General features: G+C 33.8%; 21 protein-coding genes. 15 read left to right on the top strand and 6 right to left on the bottom strand.

The window, feature by feature from the left end:
• Position 1: 1 nt before the first annotated feature.
• The 4 genes from MKX57_RS13430 (at position 2) to MKX57_RS13415 (ending at position 2,577) form a co-directional block, all read left to right on the top strand.
• A complete protein-coding gene (locus MKX57_RS13430) occupies positions 2–982 on the top strand; it encodes an anti-sigma factor (RefSeq protein WP_089987241.1) in 981 nt (326 codons plus the stop codon).
• Complete coding sequence (locus tag MKX57_RS13425; protein WP_089987242.1) at positions 964–1,251, top strand: hypothetical protein; 288 nt, start codon at positions 964–966, stop codon at positions 1,249–1,251. The genes MKX57_RS13430 and MKX57_RS13425 overlap by 19 nt, the downstream gene beginning before the upstream one ends.
• A gap of 205 nt (positions 1,252–1,456) precedes the next feature.
• Positions 1,457–1,615: a hypothetical protein gene (locus MKX57_RS13420; RefSeq protein ID WP_008177317.1), complete on the top strand. Its 159-nt coding sequence runs from the start codon at positions 1,457–1,459 to the stop codon at positions 1,613–1,615.
• A gap of 239 nt (positions 1,616–1,854) precedes the next feature.
• Positions 1,855–2,577, top strand: a complete 723-nt coding sequence (locus MKX57_RS13415; protein WP_043990285.1) for an SDR family oxidoreductase — start codon at positions 1,855–1,857, stop codon at positions 2,575–2,577.
• A 404-nt stretch (positions 2,578–2,981) separates the two neighbouring features.
• Here the strand turns inward: MKX57_RS13415 and MKX57_RS13410 are convergent, their stop codons facing one another.
• Positions 2,982–3,089 carry a YjcZ family sporulation protein gene (locus MKX57_RS13410; protein ID WP_080695207.1) on the bottom strand — a complete coding sequence of 36 codons (108 nt, stop codon included), beginning with the start codon at positions 3,087–3,089 and terminating at the stop codon, positions 2,982–2,984.
• Between the two features lie 578 nt (positions 3,090–3,667).
• Entirely contained in the window at positions 3,668–3,871 is a 204-nt protein-coding gene (locus MKX57_RS13405) for a hypothetical protein (RefSeq protein WP_008177326.1), read from the bottom strand.
• Positions 3,872–4,152: 281 nt separating this feature from the next.
• On the opposite strand from MKX57_RS13405, the gene MKX57_RS13400 reads away from it, so the two are divergent.
• Positions 4,153–5,034, top strand: a complete 882-nt coding sequence (locus MKX57_RS13400) for a cation diffusion facilitator family transporter (RefSeq protein ID WP_043990286.1) — start codon at positions 4,153–4,155, stop codon at positions 5,032–5,034.
• Between the two features lie 184 nt (positions 5,035–5,218).
• On the top strand, positions 5,219–6,043 hold the full coding sequence (locus MKX57_RS13395) for a DNA alkylation repair protein (protein WP_089987243.1): 825 nt from the start codon (positions 5,219–5,221) through the stop codon (positions 6,041–6,043).
• An 85-nt stretch (positions 6,044–6,128) separates the two neighbouring features.
• Here MKX57_RS13395 and MKX57_RS13390 read toward each other — a convergent pair whose 3' ends face one another.
• A complete protein-coding gene (locus tag MKX57_RS13390) occupies positions 6,129–6,299 on the bottom strand; it encodes a hypothetical protein (RefSeq protein WP_164908721.1) in 171 nt (56 codons plus the stop codon).
• A 170-nt stretch (positions 6,300–6,469) separates the two neighbouring features.
• The gene (locus tag MKX57_RS13385; protein WP_089987244.1) at positions 6,470–7,114 is read right to left on the bottom strand and encodes a pentapeptide repeat-containing protein; all 645 of its coding nucleotides are present in this window, start codon (positions 7,112–7,114) and stop codon (positions 6,470–6,472) included.
• A gap of 433 nt (positions 7,115–7,547) precedes the next feature.
• Here MKX57_RS13385 and MKX57_RS13380 point away from each other — a divergent pair, with 433 nt between their 5' ends.
• The 6 genes from MKX57_RS13380 (at position 7,548) to MKX57_RS13355 (ending at position 10,937) form a co-directional block, all read left to right on the top strand.
• Positions 7,548–8,027, top strand: a complete 480-nt coding sequence (locus MKX57_RS13380; protein WP_089987245.1) for a GNAT family N-acetyltransferase — start codon at positions 7,548–7,550, stop codon at positions 8,025–8,027.
• Positions 8,028–8,204: 177 nt separating this feature from the next.
• Positions 8,205–8,513 (top strand): hypothetical protein, encoded by a 309-nt coding sequence (locus tag MKX57_RS13375; protein ID WP_237068889.1) that lies wholly within the window; start codon positions 8,205–8,207, stop codon positions 8,511–8,513.
• 67 nt (positions 8,514–8,580) lie between these two features.
• On the top strand, positions 8,581–9,000 hold the full coding sequence (locus tag MKX57_RS13370; RefSeq protein ID WP_089987246.1) for a DUF6157 family protein: 420 nt from the start codon (positions 8,581–8,583) through the stop codon (positions 8,998–9,000).
• Positions 9,001–9,057: 57 nt separating this feature from the next.
• Positions 9,058–9,774, top strand: a complete 717-nt coding sequence (locus MKX57_RS13365; protein ID WP_089987247.1) for a UDP-N-acetylmuramyl pentapeptide phosphotransferase — start codon at positions 9,058–9,060, stop codon at positions 9,772–9,774.
• A gap of 132 nt (positions 9,775–9,906) precedes the next feature.
• On the top strand, positions 9,907–10,188 hold the full coding sequence (locus MKX57_RS13360; protein ID WP_089987248.1) for a hypothetical protein: 282 nt from the start codon (positions 9,907–9,909) through the stop codon (positions 10,186–10,188).
• Between the two features lie 164 nt (positions 10,189–10,352).
• The gene (locus MKX57_RS13355; RefSeq protein WP_089987249.1) at positions 10,353–10,937 is read left to right on the top strand and encodes a GNAT family protein; all 585 of its coding nucleotides are present in this window, start codon (positions 10,353–10,355) and stop codon (positions 10,935–10,937) included.
• 71 nt (positions 10,938–11,008) lie between these two features.
• On the opposite strand, the gene MKX57_RS13350 is transcribed toward MKX57_RS13355, so the two are convergent.
• Positions 11,009–11,416: a DUF3888 domain-containing protein gene (locus MKX57_RS13350; protein WP_090002744.1), complete on the bottom strand. Its 408-nt coding sequence runs from the start codon at positions 11,414–11,416 to the stop codon at positions 11,009–11,011.
• Between the two features lie 176 nt (positions 11,417–11,592).
• Here MKX57_RS13350 and MKX57_RS13345 point away from each other — a divergent pair, with 176 nt between their 5' ends.
• On the top strand, positions 11,593–11,967 hold the full coding sequence (locus MKX57_RS13345) for a hypothetical protein (protein ID WP_043990291.1): 375 nt from the start codon (positions 11,593–11,595) through the stop codon (positions 11,965–11,967).
• A gap of 85 nt (positions 11,968–12,052) precedes the next feature.
• On the opposite strand, the gene MKX57_RS13340 is transcribed toward MKX57_RS13345, so the two are convergent.
• On the bottom strand, positions 12,053–12,988 hold the full coding sequence (locus MKX57_RS13340) for a DMT family transporter (protein ID WP_008177346.1): 936 nt from the start codon (positions 12,986–12,988) through the stop codon (positions 12,053–12,055).
• 449 nt (positions 12,989–13,437) lie between these two features.
• Here MKX57_RS13340 and MKX57_RS13335 point away from each other — a divergent pair, with 449 nt between their 5' ends.
• A complete protein-coding gene (locus tag MKX57_RS13335; protein ID WP_342550355.1) occupies positions 13,438–14,352 on the top strand; it encodes a DMT family transporter in 915 nt (304 codons plus the stop codon).
• A gap of 183 nt (positions 14,353–14,535) precedes the next feature.
• Positions 14,536–15,168, top strand: coding sequence for a DUF998 domain-containing protein (locus MKX57_RS13330; protein ID WP_174804754.1), 633 nt, complete (start codon positions 14,536–14,538; stop codon positions 15,166–15,168).
• Positions 15,169–15,386 lie beyond the last annotated feature (218 nt).

Genomic DNA, 15,386 nt, shown 5'->3' with positions numbered 1-15,386 from the left:
GGTGGATTCTTATCAACAATTATTACAGCAAGCAAAGAAAAGTGAAAAAGGGGATGCACCTTCAACAAATGTTATAAAAAAAGCCATTGCATCATCCAAGTGGAAGCTGATTGTAACAACGCTGACGATTGCCCTTTTAATTGTCCCCACTTGTTATATGCTAACTTTTTTGTACTATGCCTTTGGCACAAAGTCTACAACCTTAATGGATGTGACAAGTCAGACTCTTTATGTAACGGAACCGAATACGACATTGGAGGAACTTGAATTTGATATGGAATTCTCGCTCTTTTCAATGGGATTATCATTTGAGCAATACAAGCAGATCGGTGACGAGGTCTATCCAGTGAAGCATTATGATACACGCTTTATGTTAAATAATTTAGTGGGAAAGAAGATTACTTCAAAACTGGAAAAATCGTATCCAAAATATCCAACAGAAACGAATCAATGGCTAGTACATCCTAATAATCGAGGAGAATTTAATACAATTGAGGAGCAAAGGAAATTAAAAGGATTACCCAATGAAACCGTTGTAGAAGCATATCTTTCTTTCAATGATTTATATACAGTAGATCAAGTTATTCAGCAAATGCCAAATGTAGATGTCACATGGGCAGCCATTTATACAGGAGTAGAAGACACCATGCTAAGTGCAAATGGGAATGTTGTATCGCCTATTGGCTATCCTGTACAACCAGATCAAACAAATTGGTCCCCATTTAAAGGTGCTACTTCTCATGAACAAACGTTTTTATCCATCTTAAATTTTCTAGTTGATTATGAGGAAACGGCTACTGCTGTTTCCGCTCATAAAAATCTGGACCTAAAAGAGAGAATCCATTATTTAAAACAGCATGATATGAAAACATATGGGGTTGTCGTTACAGGACCTAAAGCTGAGGTTGAACAGCTACAAAGTTTAACAATGATGAAGCATATGAAACTAGGGGAGGTTAAATTATGGAATTGGGTACGTTAAAGCAAACCATTTTCAATGTTTTTGGCTGGGCTAGTGTTAGCATTGGCCTCTGGACACTTATCATGGTTAATAGTTGGATTATCATTGGCTATGGTGCTCCATTTACTAGTAAGAATTTCATTACCTTGACAATCATTTTTGGATTCATTGCGATCCTTTCGAGACCCAGTCGTTCTCTAGGCAAGTGGGGAATCTTTATTGGTGGCTATCTTATTTTGTTTATGACGGTTCTATTTTTTGTTGGTTGGACTATTACCCCATTTCCTTAAGACAAGCAAGCATGGCATAACCTATGCGTTGTAAGTCTTTTGAAATATAATTTGTATAGGTAATAAAGTATAGATATGAGTTTTCTATAAGGCGACAGTTGGGATGTCATGTCAGTCTTTGTAATCAAAAATAGCAAAAGTAATTGTCAGAAAATATCAATATATTCTATAATGAGTAAAAAAATAGAGAATAAGAGGTGGACTTATGGGTAAACCAGTAGATTACAATCTATATCCGGGTTATCAAAACACACAAGATTCTAGACTAGATGAAAGAAAAGAAGAATATATAGAAGTATTAGAAAAAGCAAAAATAGATGGGTATATACTTGAGTTTGAAAAATCCTCTGAATTACCCCAATAACTATGTTTAAATCTCAATCTAATACAAGGAAGCCAGGCGCTCTGCGGAGTACCTGGTTTTTTACATTTTTAAGCTTTATTTGCCAAGCCATTATAAATAGCGGCTCCTAGACTATGTGCTTGTTCATATTTCATACATATTGTTTTTAATGATGATGACCTAGGTCTAGCTCATAATGGACTTAATGTAAAAGTTACTATAATCTACTAATTAATGCTGATATGGAAAGGATGGTAAAAATGAGTAAAAATATTATTGTATTTGGAGCAAGTCAGGGGTTAGGCGACGCTTTTGTAAAAGGCTTACCTGCCAAGGGGGATACTGTATGGGTAGTTTCACGTACACAACCTAAAAGCTTAGAAATCAATGATGGCGTAAATCGTCAATGGCTTTCTATTGATTTGTCTAGCCAACAACAAATACCGTCATTAAAAGAACAATTAAAAGATATCGCTATAGATGTATTAATTTATAATGTTGGGGTTTGGGAAAAGCGTGGCTTCGAGGATGATTATTCATTTGATAGAGATGAAGTCGAGGATATTTCAAATTTAATCAATATCAATCTAACGTCCACTATTACATATATTCAGGCACTTTTACCGAATTTAAGACAAGCGAAAAATGGAAAGGTTATTTTAATTGGTTCAACGGCAGGGTTAGACCATACAAACAATGCACAGGTTTCATTTGTCACATCTAAATTCGGTTTACGAGGCATTACAAATGCTTTACGTGAACATTTAAGAGAAGACAGAATTTCTGTCACTTGCATTAATCCTGGGGAGCTAGCAGCAGAAGTCCCTTATGAGGAAGGAGCCGAAAAGGCCATCCAATTATATGAAGGTACACGTATCCCTGTCCAAGATATTGTAGCTATTGTGCAATGTGTGGTTAATTTATCACCCGCTTCATGTGTCAAGGAAATTAATGTCCCTGCCATAACGGATGTAAATGCTTGATATTCCTAGAGCTAATGAACTGTTAAGGTTTGAATTAAAAAGGGCCACAAAGAGGAATGTGACCCTTTACACAATGAATGGTATTAGTAGTTATGAACATTAGAGGCGAACAATATCATCAGAGAAGTGTTGGATGGTTTTACTATTTGAACATAAGCTTGCATCGATAATAATTAAACTGAATGCTGATTTAGAGCCATAACCATAACCATTACCCTAATCCCCTTCGCCCAATCTCTAATTGTTCATGAATAGAGGGTCATATGAAAATGTGAAAATATTGTTATGGTTGGGGGAAGGGGGAATAGATGTTTAGTCAGATGATTTGGGATGGATAAATGGCTCTAATAGGGCTATCTATCATTATGATTTGTTCCTATATAGGACAAATGAGTAATGGGAGATTAGTATAAAACTGAAGCGCCGACAATAATTAATAGAATAAATAGAACAACAACTAGAACGAATGTTGAACCGTAACCGCCGCCGTTATTGCCTCCGTAATAACTCATAAAGTATCCCTCCTTTCTCTCTATATGTATAGTATGTATCGTTATAGGAAGTTTAAAGGTATTTATCCAGACCTATAGAGCTATAAAAAAGAAATTTTATTGTGACAAACTGAGACAAATTGATTGGGTATGGAAAATTGATTGAAAGATATTGATTACATCTGGAGTAGCGGAGCATAGGGAAAGAGCTTGAGCAGTTGAATCATTTGCTAGATGGGGTAAGCGATAGTTGAAAGAAAAAAATCAATAGAAAAGGATTGATTTAGCCTTTTAATGAAAAAAGTAACCAAAAAGAAATTCATCTTAGTGGCTACTTGAAAGTTTATGTAAAATGCCCCGTCTTGCCTTTAATAGAAGAATACGACATAAAGAAGGACAGACAACTCTGTCTCCTGAAACAAAAGCTATCGAGAAGAAGCAATTCTCGATGGCTTTTATCAGTTTTGCTCCCTCTTTACTTTGTGAACGCCTAAATTGGATTGATAAACAAAATCGTTAACATTTTAGTAGTGTATGGTCAAAGAATTGAGTGATACCCCCAAATCCATTCATTTATCACACAACACAAGCTCCTCAAATCAAAACTTTTCAGGCTTGGCTACCTTGAATGATGCCACTTCACCACAATTTTTACAAAATGACAAAATAAGTGGGGAGCCCGAAGCCATAAAAGAGCCTATAGGTCTGACATTACTATCAGTGGATAATTTCCCATGACCAAGTTGACCGGTTGCAAAAGAATCTTTCCCGCAAGCCTTGCAGACTAATTTTCTGTTATCCATCTAATCACCTCTCGATGCAGTATATGTAAATTGTAGCATAAAAAACTACAACAACCTTTAGTTATAAGAGGAGATCCATACGAAGAAAGTTAAGGGTAAAAATAATATATTGAAATAAATGTTGGAGTGACCGAAGACTGCTTCTTTAGGAAATGATTTTTTCCTGCAAACAACTCTTTTATATCCCTTCCACTTATGTAGGCTTAGGCAAAAAGGTTGCTGTAGACCTACTCGGGGTAGGGCTGTTATTATAAAAAAGTACGTAAGTGGGAGGTAATGAATTGGAAGAAGAAAAATACAATAATCTTAAATTAGGTGAACGTGGTGCCATTATAAGTATTATTGCTTATATAATTTTGTCCGTAATAAAAGTTGGAATTGGCTACATGAGTAACTCAGAAGCTTTAAAGGCGGATGGGCTAAATAATACGACTGATATTATTGCCTCGATTGCTGTACTTATAGGCCTTAAGCTTTCACAAAAACCTGCCGATCATGATCATCGATATGGTCATTGGAAAAGTGAAACCATTGCCTCTATGGTAGCTTCGTTTATTATGATGGCAGTAGGTATTCAAGTATTATTTGGTGCATGTACTTCCATTTTTCAAGGTGGAAAAGAATCACCTGACATTTTCGCAGCGTATGTAGGCCTTGGATCAGCATTGGTCATGTATTTTGTATATCGTTATAATAAAAAATTGGCTGAAAAGATAAATAGTAAAGCCGTTATGGCCGCTGCCAAAGACAACTTATCAGATGCCTGGGTAAGTATTGGAACAGCAGTAGGGATATTTGGATCACAATTACATATGCCATGGTTAGACACAGTAACAGCTATTATTGTAGGTTTTTTAATTTGTAAAACCGCTTGGGATATTTTCAAAGAAGCTTCTCATGAACTATCTGACGGATTTGATGAAGAAATCCTTCAAAACTATAAAAATATTATTTTAAAGTTAGACGGTGTTATTGGGATTAAAGAAATTAGAGGCAGAAATTATGGCAATAACGAAGTGATCGATGTTGTCATTCTAGTCAATGCAAATTTAGATATTACAGAGGCTCATGATGTAGCTTGTCATGTTGAAGATAAAATGATTCATGAGCAGGGCGTATATGAAGTTCATGTTCATGTGGAGCCCAATGAGGAAAAACTATAAAAAAGATTAGGAACTCAATGAATTTGAGTCCTAATCTTTTTTTACTTTGTCAAAAGCTTTTCTCTATTTGTCCATATGTAAGTCATTTCTTTCGAGGGAATGAATGAATTTGTTTAAATTTATTAGAAATTATTAGTATAATAAACTTACTTTGGAAAATTGATTATAGTGGGAGGATGTCTTCATGCCAATTCATATAGACATAGGAAACAGAAAAGGGGCTAGAAAGGTTAGTGAAATCCCTGAGGAGGTGCTAACGTTATTGAATGAAGGAGAAATAGAGAGTGTTAATTTAACTGAATGGTTGGGGATCAATCATATTACGTTAGTAAAACATGTTTTACCTAAAGTAGGGTTATCTCATCAATTAGAAAATATAGTAGAAGAAATGTTAAAACAGAATGCTGAATCGGGAATGAAAGCTATTCGTTTAACTGGCGAACTATTGAATACAGCTATAGAGGAAGAAAATGACCAAATGAAAGAAGAAATTATTAAAAAATTTGCGACGCATCCTTCAGATAGTGTTCGCTGTTGGGCAGCGTTTATGAATAAAAATGGAAGCACCTCTTTGAAAGAAAAATTAGCTTATATTTATCCATTTGCTGGCGATCATCATTTTGGAGTTCGAGAAATTTCCTGGATGTCTATTAGAGAGGATATAGCGCAACACCTTGATGAAAGTATTGAGTTGCTAACCGAATGGGCAAAAGAAGAGGATGAAAAAATACGGAGATTTTCCATGGAAGTTATTCGTCCTCGTGGTGTTTGGGCCAAGCATATCGAAGATTTAAAACAGAACCCTAGTAAAGCCCTTCCTATTTTAAATCAACTGAAATCAGATCCATCAAAGTATGTACAGGATTCTGTAGGGAATTGGTTAAATGATGCCAGTAAAACTCAACCTGATTTCGTCATGATGCTTTGTGAAAAATGGAGTAAAGAATCTGATACAAAAGAAACATCAAAAATTATAAAGAAAGCTAAAAGAACAATAATGAAAATATAGCTCATACAAAAGCAACAGGTTCTTTTCTTGATGTGAACTTGTTGAATAGGTGGGTAGGGGAAGGAAAGTACCTTAAACTTTCTGATTACATGCTGTTATTTTGTTTCTTCCCCGATTCCATTCCTGCCTCAAAAATAAAGATGAGCATAAGAAAGAAAATAACTATTTTTATTGTGAAGGTTTCTGTCCAAAAGCCCAAATAATACATGAACACCATAATAATAGATAAAAGTGTTTTAATAATCTTTAGGGTCATTATGATACCTCCTAATAGTCGGATTACCTTATAATAAAAGGCGAAATGCTTTTTTCATAAAACAAAAAGTAGCCAAAAGGAAATAAATTTCAATGGCTACTTGTAACGTAAAATGAATATTTTTAAATGCTAGGCTGTTTTGAGTAGTTTTCAATCATTGCTTGGTCATATCATTTAACCGTTAACCCGAGTAGTGAAGCAAAACCGATAGCTTGTTCAGAAGATACTTCACACCCATTCAAACTTTCGAGAGATACTTGAAGTCTTTTAAAGGTACACGTACTAATATCTATCCCCTTTAAAGAGGTTTCAGTAAAATCTACCTCATTAATATCACATTCATGGAATGCCACTTTATTGAGTAAGCAATCAAAATAATTCGCTCCTTGTAGGTTGGTGTTATCGAATACTACTTGTTTTAAACGAGCCTCAGGAAAATTGCTTAAGGTTGCCATACAATTTTCAAAAAAAACGTTTCCAAGATTAGCCTCGGAAAAATTCACACCTAATAATTTACAGTTTTTAAAAACCACTCTATGTATAAGGCTTTCCTTTAAGTTTAAATTAGATAAATCGCAATTTTCGAAAATGACATCCGTTACATCCATTTTTTTAAAGGAAGAATTGATGAATGTGACATTTTTAAAAATAACTTTAGATACGATTAATCTCTCAACAGCCTCCTTATCAATGACTGTATCTGCGATCATGCAATTTGATAAAAAAGGTTCTTCCTCGTAAAAAATATCTTGAAAATTGGCTTTTTCTAAATCAGTAGGTATTTTTGGCGATGTAAGTTGGAAATTATGTGACATATAAGCACACCCTTCGAAAGTAGTTAGCACCTATCTTATAGAAAAAGAAATAAAATAAAAAGTCTTTCATATTAAGGGAAAGTGTGTGCAAATCTAAATTTCTATCCCATTACTGGATTGAGGTGTTCATTCCAATGATATTGTGAAGTAGGGAAAGAGGCTTAGGCTTAGCAATGGCCACCATACAAAAAACATTTGTTGCGGAATCATTGTCTTCAGTAGAAGAACATTCTATAGCATATGACAAATACCTATTTGATGTTCCACTGAGTAAGCATACGTGTTTCAGTCGTACTGAAAGTCAATGAGTAGGTTCCCAACAGTTCATGAATGGAGGGTATCGGTATCATTTATTTAGAAATTTCAAATAAATGAATGACCAAAACCACATAAAATGGTAAAGTATAGAAAAAGTGATTGGGGGAATTGTCATATGGAAAAATTGAACAGGGTTGAACTACAGCATTTCACAAGTGAATATAAGGAAGAGTTAAACTCTTTTGTCCTTACAGAGGAACAAAAACAATTCTCTGCGCTTCCAAGCAATTTTGAGGAAATCAATGAAGGACAGTATCGTATTGTCATTTTAAGTGATCATACACCTGTTGGTTTTTTTCTATTGAATTCAAATGAAAGAGTAAAGAAATACTCTACTAATTCGAACGCTTTGTTAATATCGGCACTATCCATTAATCATGCTGAACAAGGAAAAGGTTACGCCAAACAGGGAATGACATTACTAGCTGAGTTTGTTCAATCAGAATTCCCTCATTGTGATGAGCTTGTCTTAGTTGTAGATAAAGATAATATACCAGCGCAAAAGTTATATTTAAAGGTAGGATTTGAAGATACGAATAAGCGATTAATAGGTCGAATTGGCGAAGAAATTATTATGAGCCAATTAATAAAATAATTCGCGACACAAGTACATAACGACCTACTTTTATGTATGGGGACGGCCATGTACGGCTGTACGACGATGTTCAGTAGCAGAAACAGTAAATTGAAAACCAATGATGAAGTAGCCAAGTAGCTGCTTCTTTTTAATTATGGCTAGATGAAATTTAATAAGCGGAGGTGATGATCTAAGATGCGAGAAAGTGTCAATCATTTTATGAATGATCCGTGGTGGCTGATTTCAAAAAGTATGTCAGAATCATTAAATGAAGAGTTAAAGAAAGAACTTTCACCACAACATATTCTTTATGGGAAAGAGGCAATTGCGGTGGCTAGAAGAGAAGATAATGATGATGTGATTTTTTGGATTGAAAAGATGAATAAATACGCAGTCGTTCATTTAACCTATTCGATAGAAACTTCAAGCGAATACCCTATTACATCATTATATACACGGAGAGAGTTAGAAGAATACTGTAAGAGTGTTTCAAAGCTTTATTAAATTATTAGAGATGAAATTCTAATTTTATACTATTTACAATTATGGTAATATAAAGGGGGTTTATTCGATGAGTTATAAAAATACCTTTATTAAAATTTCAGAGGATTCGGAAGTTACTTCGGCTGTTACCCCTGTCCCAAGAAACAATAAGCCTACTATAGCTTCAATTGAATTTGATTTAATTAGACATAACCCATACAAATACACTGAGGAAGACGTGCAATTCCAAACGTATTTGATTAAAAATCAAATTGACTCAGATTCATTAGATGAAATCAGAAAAAATTTTTTCCAAAAGTCTAAAGTGTGTTTTAGAGCCTCACCTTTAGTAAAGAAATACGGATGGGGAATTCACTATGACGATGAAGGGAAACTTGCACTATATGATGTTAATAGTGAAGAGTATGAGCAATTTCTCCATTCGGGCCAAATCACTTTAATAAATGGTATGCGTTCTAAACGAAGGGAAAATAACACTCATGAATAAAGTTACTCAAGAAGAACTAGATACGAATTTTTAAATGTATTTTAGGAGGGGAAAAAATTGTTATATATAGCTCTATTAATTGGCATCGTAGTTATTATAATAGCCGATAAGCTTACTCCAGCTTTTAAATTATCAAGCATTTGGGGATTAATTAGTCAAATTTTTGCTGCACTTGTCATCATAATGTTTGGTAGTCTTGAGGTGAATTATATTAATCTTAGTAGCCATATCGAATTAGGGTATTTGGCGATTCCTTTTACTTTATTATTTCTTGTAGGCTTTACAAATGTTATGAATATAGAACGCGGACAAAATCCTTTACTATTACTATTGCCATTGGTCTCTTTAGTTTGCTTCTCCATGGCAGCCTTCTTTATGGGCCATTCATTTGTTTTAATTATTGGGATTTCTACTTGTTTAGCGATTATGCTTATTCTGCTATATAGCTATTTCACAGGTAACCTATTTATAGGACACACGCTTACTACATCAATAGGTTTTATCATAGCGGTACTTTCAATATCGCTCATTAAACATTTTATTGTATTCATGTATATTCCGATATTTACGTTAGCACTACCATTCACTTTATATTATTTTATTCAAAATAAATTTACGAATGTCCAAGCCATTACAATTAGCACTTTAACAGCTGTACTATTTGGTGTATTCATATTCATCGTCCCTACTCATCTATTATGGTATCCCGTTGTCGGGATAACAATTATTTTGGTCATCATGCAATCTTCACGTAAATTTCGTATCATTTGGTAATATCGTTCGACTTCACTAATATGGGTATGGATGCTTTTTTTACAGAATATAGGTTCTTAAATGTTTTAATTTTGCATTTGTAACCATATAATACCATAAGCGCTATTATTAGTGTGAGTGGGGGTGAGGTAAATGAATAGGAAGGCACAAACTAATTTTATTGATTTAGTAAAAAATACGATGAGTAATAACGGACAATCTATTGAAGAACGACTTGAAGAAAAGCACAAAGGCTTTGAAAAAGGTTGGAAAATGGATGAAAATGAAGTTGTGTTTTGGGTCAGTCCTACATTAAGACTTAGTGATTATACAGGAAGCATAATGAACGAATTTAGATTCAATCTATTTTTTGACGAAGAAAGTGAAAAGTTTATAGTATCTGGTAACAATGTTAAGTCACGAAGTTTATTATAAATAATTAATTACCAAGTCACATCCAACAATAGATGTGGCTTTTTAATATGTAAGAATTTAAAATTTAAAAGAGAGTGTAAGGTTCATCAATCATTTTATAAATTATCTAAATCGAATATGTACCTATTCAATTATGCTATTTTATGGTGAAAAGGAGAGTTATTATGAAAAGTGGGTTCGAATTTAAAGATTTCCCTAAATTAGAAACAGAACGTTTCATTTTAAGAAAAGGCACAGTGGATGATCGTAATGATCTTTTTGAGCTTTATGCTAATGAAAATGTGGTTAAGTATCTTCCATTAAATTTATTTAAATCAGTTGAAGACGCAATGGTTGAAATCAATTGGTATGAAAAAATTTTTAAGGAACAAATCGGTTTAAGATGGGTAATCGAAGAAGCCAAATCGAAAAAAGTGATTGGAACATGTGGCTATTTGAATTATGAAAAAGAACATAACCGTATAGAAATTGGTTATGATTTGAACCCTGCTTATTGGCGGCAGGGTATCATGCAAGAGACTTTAGGCAAGATTATTCATTTTGCCTTTAGATCGATGGCAATAAATAAAATAGAAGCGAAAGTTGAACCTGAAAATAAAGCATCCATCAGATTGCTAGAAAAATTAAATTTTTGCCAAGAGGGTGTTTTAAGACAACATGAATTTGAAAAAGGGAAATATGTTGATCTGGTCCTCTTTTCAATGTTGAAAAGTGAATATATCGCGCTAAATGAGGAGTCACGCTTGTAATGAGCAGTGGCTTTTAATAATTAATAAAATTTCTTAGAAGATTTTTTCTAAATGCTGAAGTTAGATTTTTTTTATTCAGGTGGTAATGTATATGTTTTTAGGTGTGTGTGATGAATCAATTTAATTTCAGGTCCGTAAGAAATTTCATAGGTCATACGGTCTTTTCCTATGGGGATATTATGTCCGCCGTCGGTAGGTTCAATTTCAAATGTGATTTCCAATATAAAACCACGAAAACCATTTACTCTTCTTGTTTCAATCACGTCAATTTTCCATGGGGTGACATGAGGTGAAAACTCCTTAGATATCTTTGGATAATAAAAATTAGTCAAATCTTTTTCAATATAAGGAGCAAGCATATTCATAAGCATATCCTGTAACCTTAGTTCTTCAGAGTCCTCGGTTGATTTAGCGGAAGAATGTTGAAATGAAGGAGTAAGAACAAGGGATAGTATAAAAACAATTAATACCTTTCTCATATTGTTGTCAAGACACCTCTTTACGATTTTATCTATTTGTATTGTTACCATTCCTAAATGGGATATGTATACAAATTATTTAACTTGTACTTGCGAATCGGGGTAGTTGAAGAAGATATTATGTATGTAAATGAACTGTTGGATATAAATAGTAAAATTTTAATGTGGAGGTTAAAATGATTGATTATTTTGAACGGAAATTAAGATTTAAAGATATGGAAATATGGGATATTCGATTGGGGAAAGATATTTATAGAATGTTTATAGTAGATGAAAACCGAGCTTCTGAAATAAAGGATCTGAACTTGCCTCCTCATGCAAGGGTATTTGAAGAGGATGTAAGAGAGAATCTAATCACGGTGAAGGTATACTCCGAAAAACAAGTAAAAAAAGAACATATAGAGTTAATCGATCAGTTTGCTAAACAATTAACGGATCATGTTGCATTAGCTCATTGTGATATCCATCTTACGTTTTATATGGGGAAGATAAATGATGATATTTTTGAAAAAATTCCCTTAAAGCAATTGCTACATTTCAACCAGGACTAATGCGTGGTGGAAATCAACGGTAAAAGAAAAAAGACTGTAGGCAAACTCAAAATGCGTTGAGTTTGCCTAAAGCCTGTCAGGATCTTCAAATTGAAGATTCTTTTGCTATTTCTTTGCTTGATTTTTTGTATGTTGTTTGGTTGTTTCTTAACAAGCTATCTTTATCTAATATGGTTGGCAAGCAAATACCAATAATAATTGTTACGATACCTGCTATTTGCAAAGTTGTAACCGTTTCGCTTAATAAGATAATGGATACCATCACTGCGATTGGTAATTCAACAGCACTTAAAATGGATGACATCCCTAATCCAACTTTAGGAACGGCAATAGTGAATAAGAACACAGGTATAATCATACCAAATAATCCTAATGCCAATCCGTAAACCCAAAGTCCTTCGTTAAACAAAGTCCCATTCCAAATAATTTCTGGAGATTGAAAAACCGCCGTAATCATAAAGGCAAAGAACGAAACAAATACTAAACGGTTAGATGTGGACATACTGGCAGTAGCTTTTCCATTCACATATAAAAATAAGGAATAGCAAAGGGCAGCTGCTAGCCCCCATAACCATCCCTGCATAGGGATTTGGGATAAATCAACATCAATGATGCCAGCAGCCGGAATAGTACCAGCTACCAATATGATTAAAGAGATTAATTCAATTCTACTTGGAAATTGTCGTTTTGTAATACAAGAAATCAACATACCAATCCATGTAAACTGAAACAGTAGTACAACTGCCAACGAAGCGGGCAAGAAGTTTAAAGAATGACCATATAAAATGTTTGTTAATCCAGTTAAAATACCTGCGAATATAAGGATTTTAACACCTTTAAAGCTCAATTTGGATCTGTTTGTAACTAAGAAGATACATACCGCTATACAAAAGCCTATAAAAAACTGACTTGTCACGGCCTCAGAGACAGAAAACCCACTACGCATGGCCAGTTTTATAATAGTTGAAACGATACCAAAACTACTAGCTGCGATAATGACTAGTAGGGGATAAAGATACATCTTCATTTATCCACTTCCCTCCTAAAACGTTTATATAAATTGAATTTGGTTATGATTTTGAGATTTAGAAAAAAAATCATAATCTCCAATATAAATCACAGATTGCTATTTTACAATCTTTTTTTTCGATAATCATGGCTGATGAAAAAGAATTTTTCAGTGGAGGAAAGGAGATTTTTAGAAATAGTAAAATGGCCAAAACCATATGTATCAAGGCTTTGGCTTATCATAGTAACTAAAATAATTTTCAAAGGGGAGTATCGGATTTGCTAGCAAGAGAAAATGAATAGTATTGACACTTCGAAGCTTTTTTTATACAATTGTCCTAATTTTATAAGCAAACGCTCACAAGTTCGTGAGTGGCGGAATTTTGTAGAGTTTTCACTCTGTTTCATTCGCTCGTCGTCTATTTATAGACGACGAGATTTTTTATTTTTTGGAGGGATTTTTTGAACAAGTTGAAGTTTTCTTTAGTGGTTTTATTAGGTGCCTGTAGCTATGGGATCCTATCTTCCATTCTGAAAGTTGGATTTTCAAATGGCTATACTTTTCCTGAACTTTTAGGGGGACAATATGTTTTCGGTTGGTTTGGACTATTATTACTCGTTCTTACTTTTTCTCGTCATAAAGTATCCTTAAAAAATATAGTATCACTGTTAGCGGTTGGGACAACGATGAGTTTAACGAGTATTTTTTACGGTTTTTCTGTAAAAGAACTGCCAGCATCTATTGCGATTGTGCTGTTATTTCAATTCACATGGATGGGTGTTCTCATTGAAGCGATTGCTAATAAAACTTTCCCAAGTCGCGAAAAGGTTTTGTCGATCATTATCTTATTTGTAGGAACGATGTTCGCTGGGGGTATTTTTGAAGGGTTAGGACAACAATTATCTATGAAAGGAATACTCTTTGGACTACTAGCAGCTATAACTTTTTCTTTATATATATTTGCAAGTGGACGTGTTTCTACCGAAGTTCCGATTTATTCAAAAAGCTTTCTTATGACAACGAGTGCAACACTTTTTGTTTGCATAATGTTCCCCCCAACATACTTGATGGATGGTACATTGCAGGCTGGTTTATGGAAATATGCGCTAATCCTAGGTTTCTTTGGTGTCGTTATACCAGTTATTTGTTTTTCTATTGGTATTCCAAAAGTAGGGACGGGTTTAGGAACAATTTTAGGAGCTGTCGAGCTTCCAACAGCCGTTATCGCTTCAATTACGCTTGTACATGAGGTCGTGTCTCCTCTGCAATGGCTAGGAATTGTATGTATTTTATTGGGAATTTTCATACCTCAAATGTTAAATGTACGAAAAGAGAGGAAAATAGCCCGTTTTGGTAATGAAACCACGGAATTTTAGAATGCAATCTAAGTGGCTTGATCAATCTAAATATAAAACGTAGTTTGCCTAAATAGAAGCTTTCATCTTTGGATGAAGGCCTTTTTTATATGGTAAGAAGGAAGAGCGTATTGTTGCAATGGCTATTTATTGGTAATTAATGATAGAAATAACTATATAATTATAAAAAGGGGGATGAATGTTATATATGTATCTAAAAAAATAGGAATAGTGAGTTGGATTGTTACCATTTTATATTTTGTGATAGAGCCGATTTTTATTATGACTTCACTTGTACCTTATAATATGATGCAACAAGCTATGAGTGATTTAGGAGTGACTACATGTGGGAAATATACTTACGCAATTGCGCCAAATGAAATTTGTTCGCCGTATCATTTTTGGATGAATGTATTGTTTATTATAAATGGTTTATCATTTTCAGTTGGCATATTATATCTATCCCAATACTTAGAAAAGAATTTAATCAATAAATTAGCAACAGTATGTATTCTTATTTTTGCACTAGGAAATAGTGTTTCTGGTGTTATACCAGCAGATGTTCATTTATTTTGGCATTCGATTTTAGCTCAAATAGGCATGATGACTGTTTTAATTGGAATGGGGATCTATGCAAAATCATTGGTTAAAGGTAAAAAGTGGACTTATTCAAACTTAATAGTACTTATAGCTTTACTTATCCTTATCGGTCTTTTATTTTTCCTTCCTTTGCCAGCAGGTTTATTACAAAGACTTTATTATGGTGTAATTTTCGTGTGGGGGATGGGACTAACAATTTTATTACGCTCATCAGAAATAAAACCAGGTACTCAATGACTTGAGCCTGGTAATTTTTTTATATAAAGGTAACAAGAGACTATTGTGAAGAGAATGCAAGAACGATACATAGTATAGCAATAATAAAAGCTGCTTAATCTGACTAGAGATTAAACAGCACATGGATATTGTAAATATAAAACATAAAAAGGAAAAAGTCAACAAATCATCGGAAAATATAGCATCAAGCACAATGATAAAGCAAATAACTCTTTCGG

This window comes from Lysinibacillus sp. FSL M8-0216 (genome assembly GCF_038595555.1).
GTDB lineage: Bacteria > Bacillota > Bacilli > Bacillales_A > Planococcaceae > Lysinibacillus > Lysinibacillus fusiformis.
The sequence above is the reverse complement of the archived record's forward strand: the minus strand, read 5'-3'. Positions and strand labels throughout refer to the sequence as shown.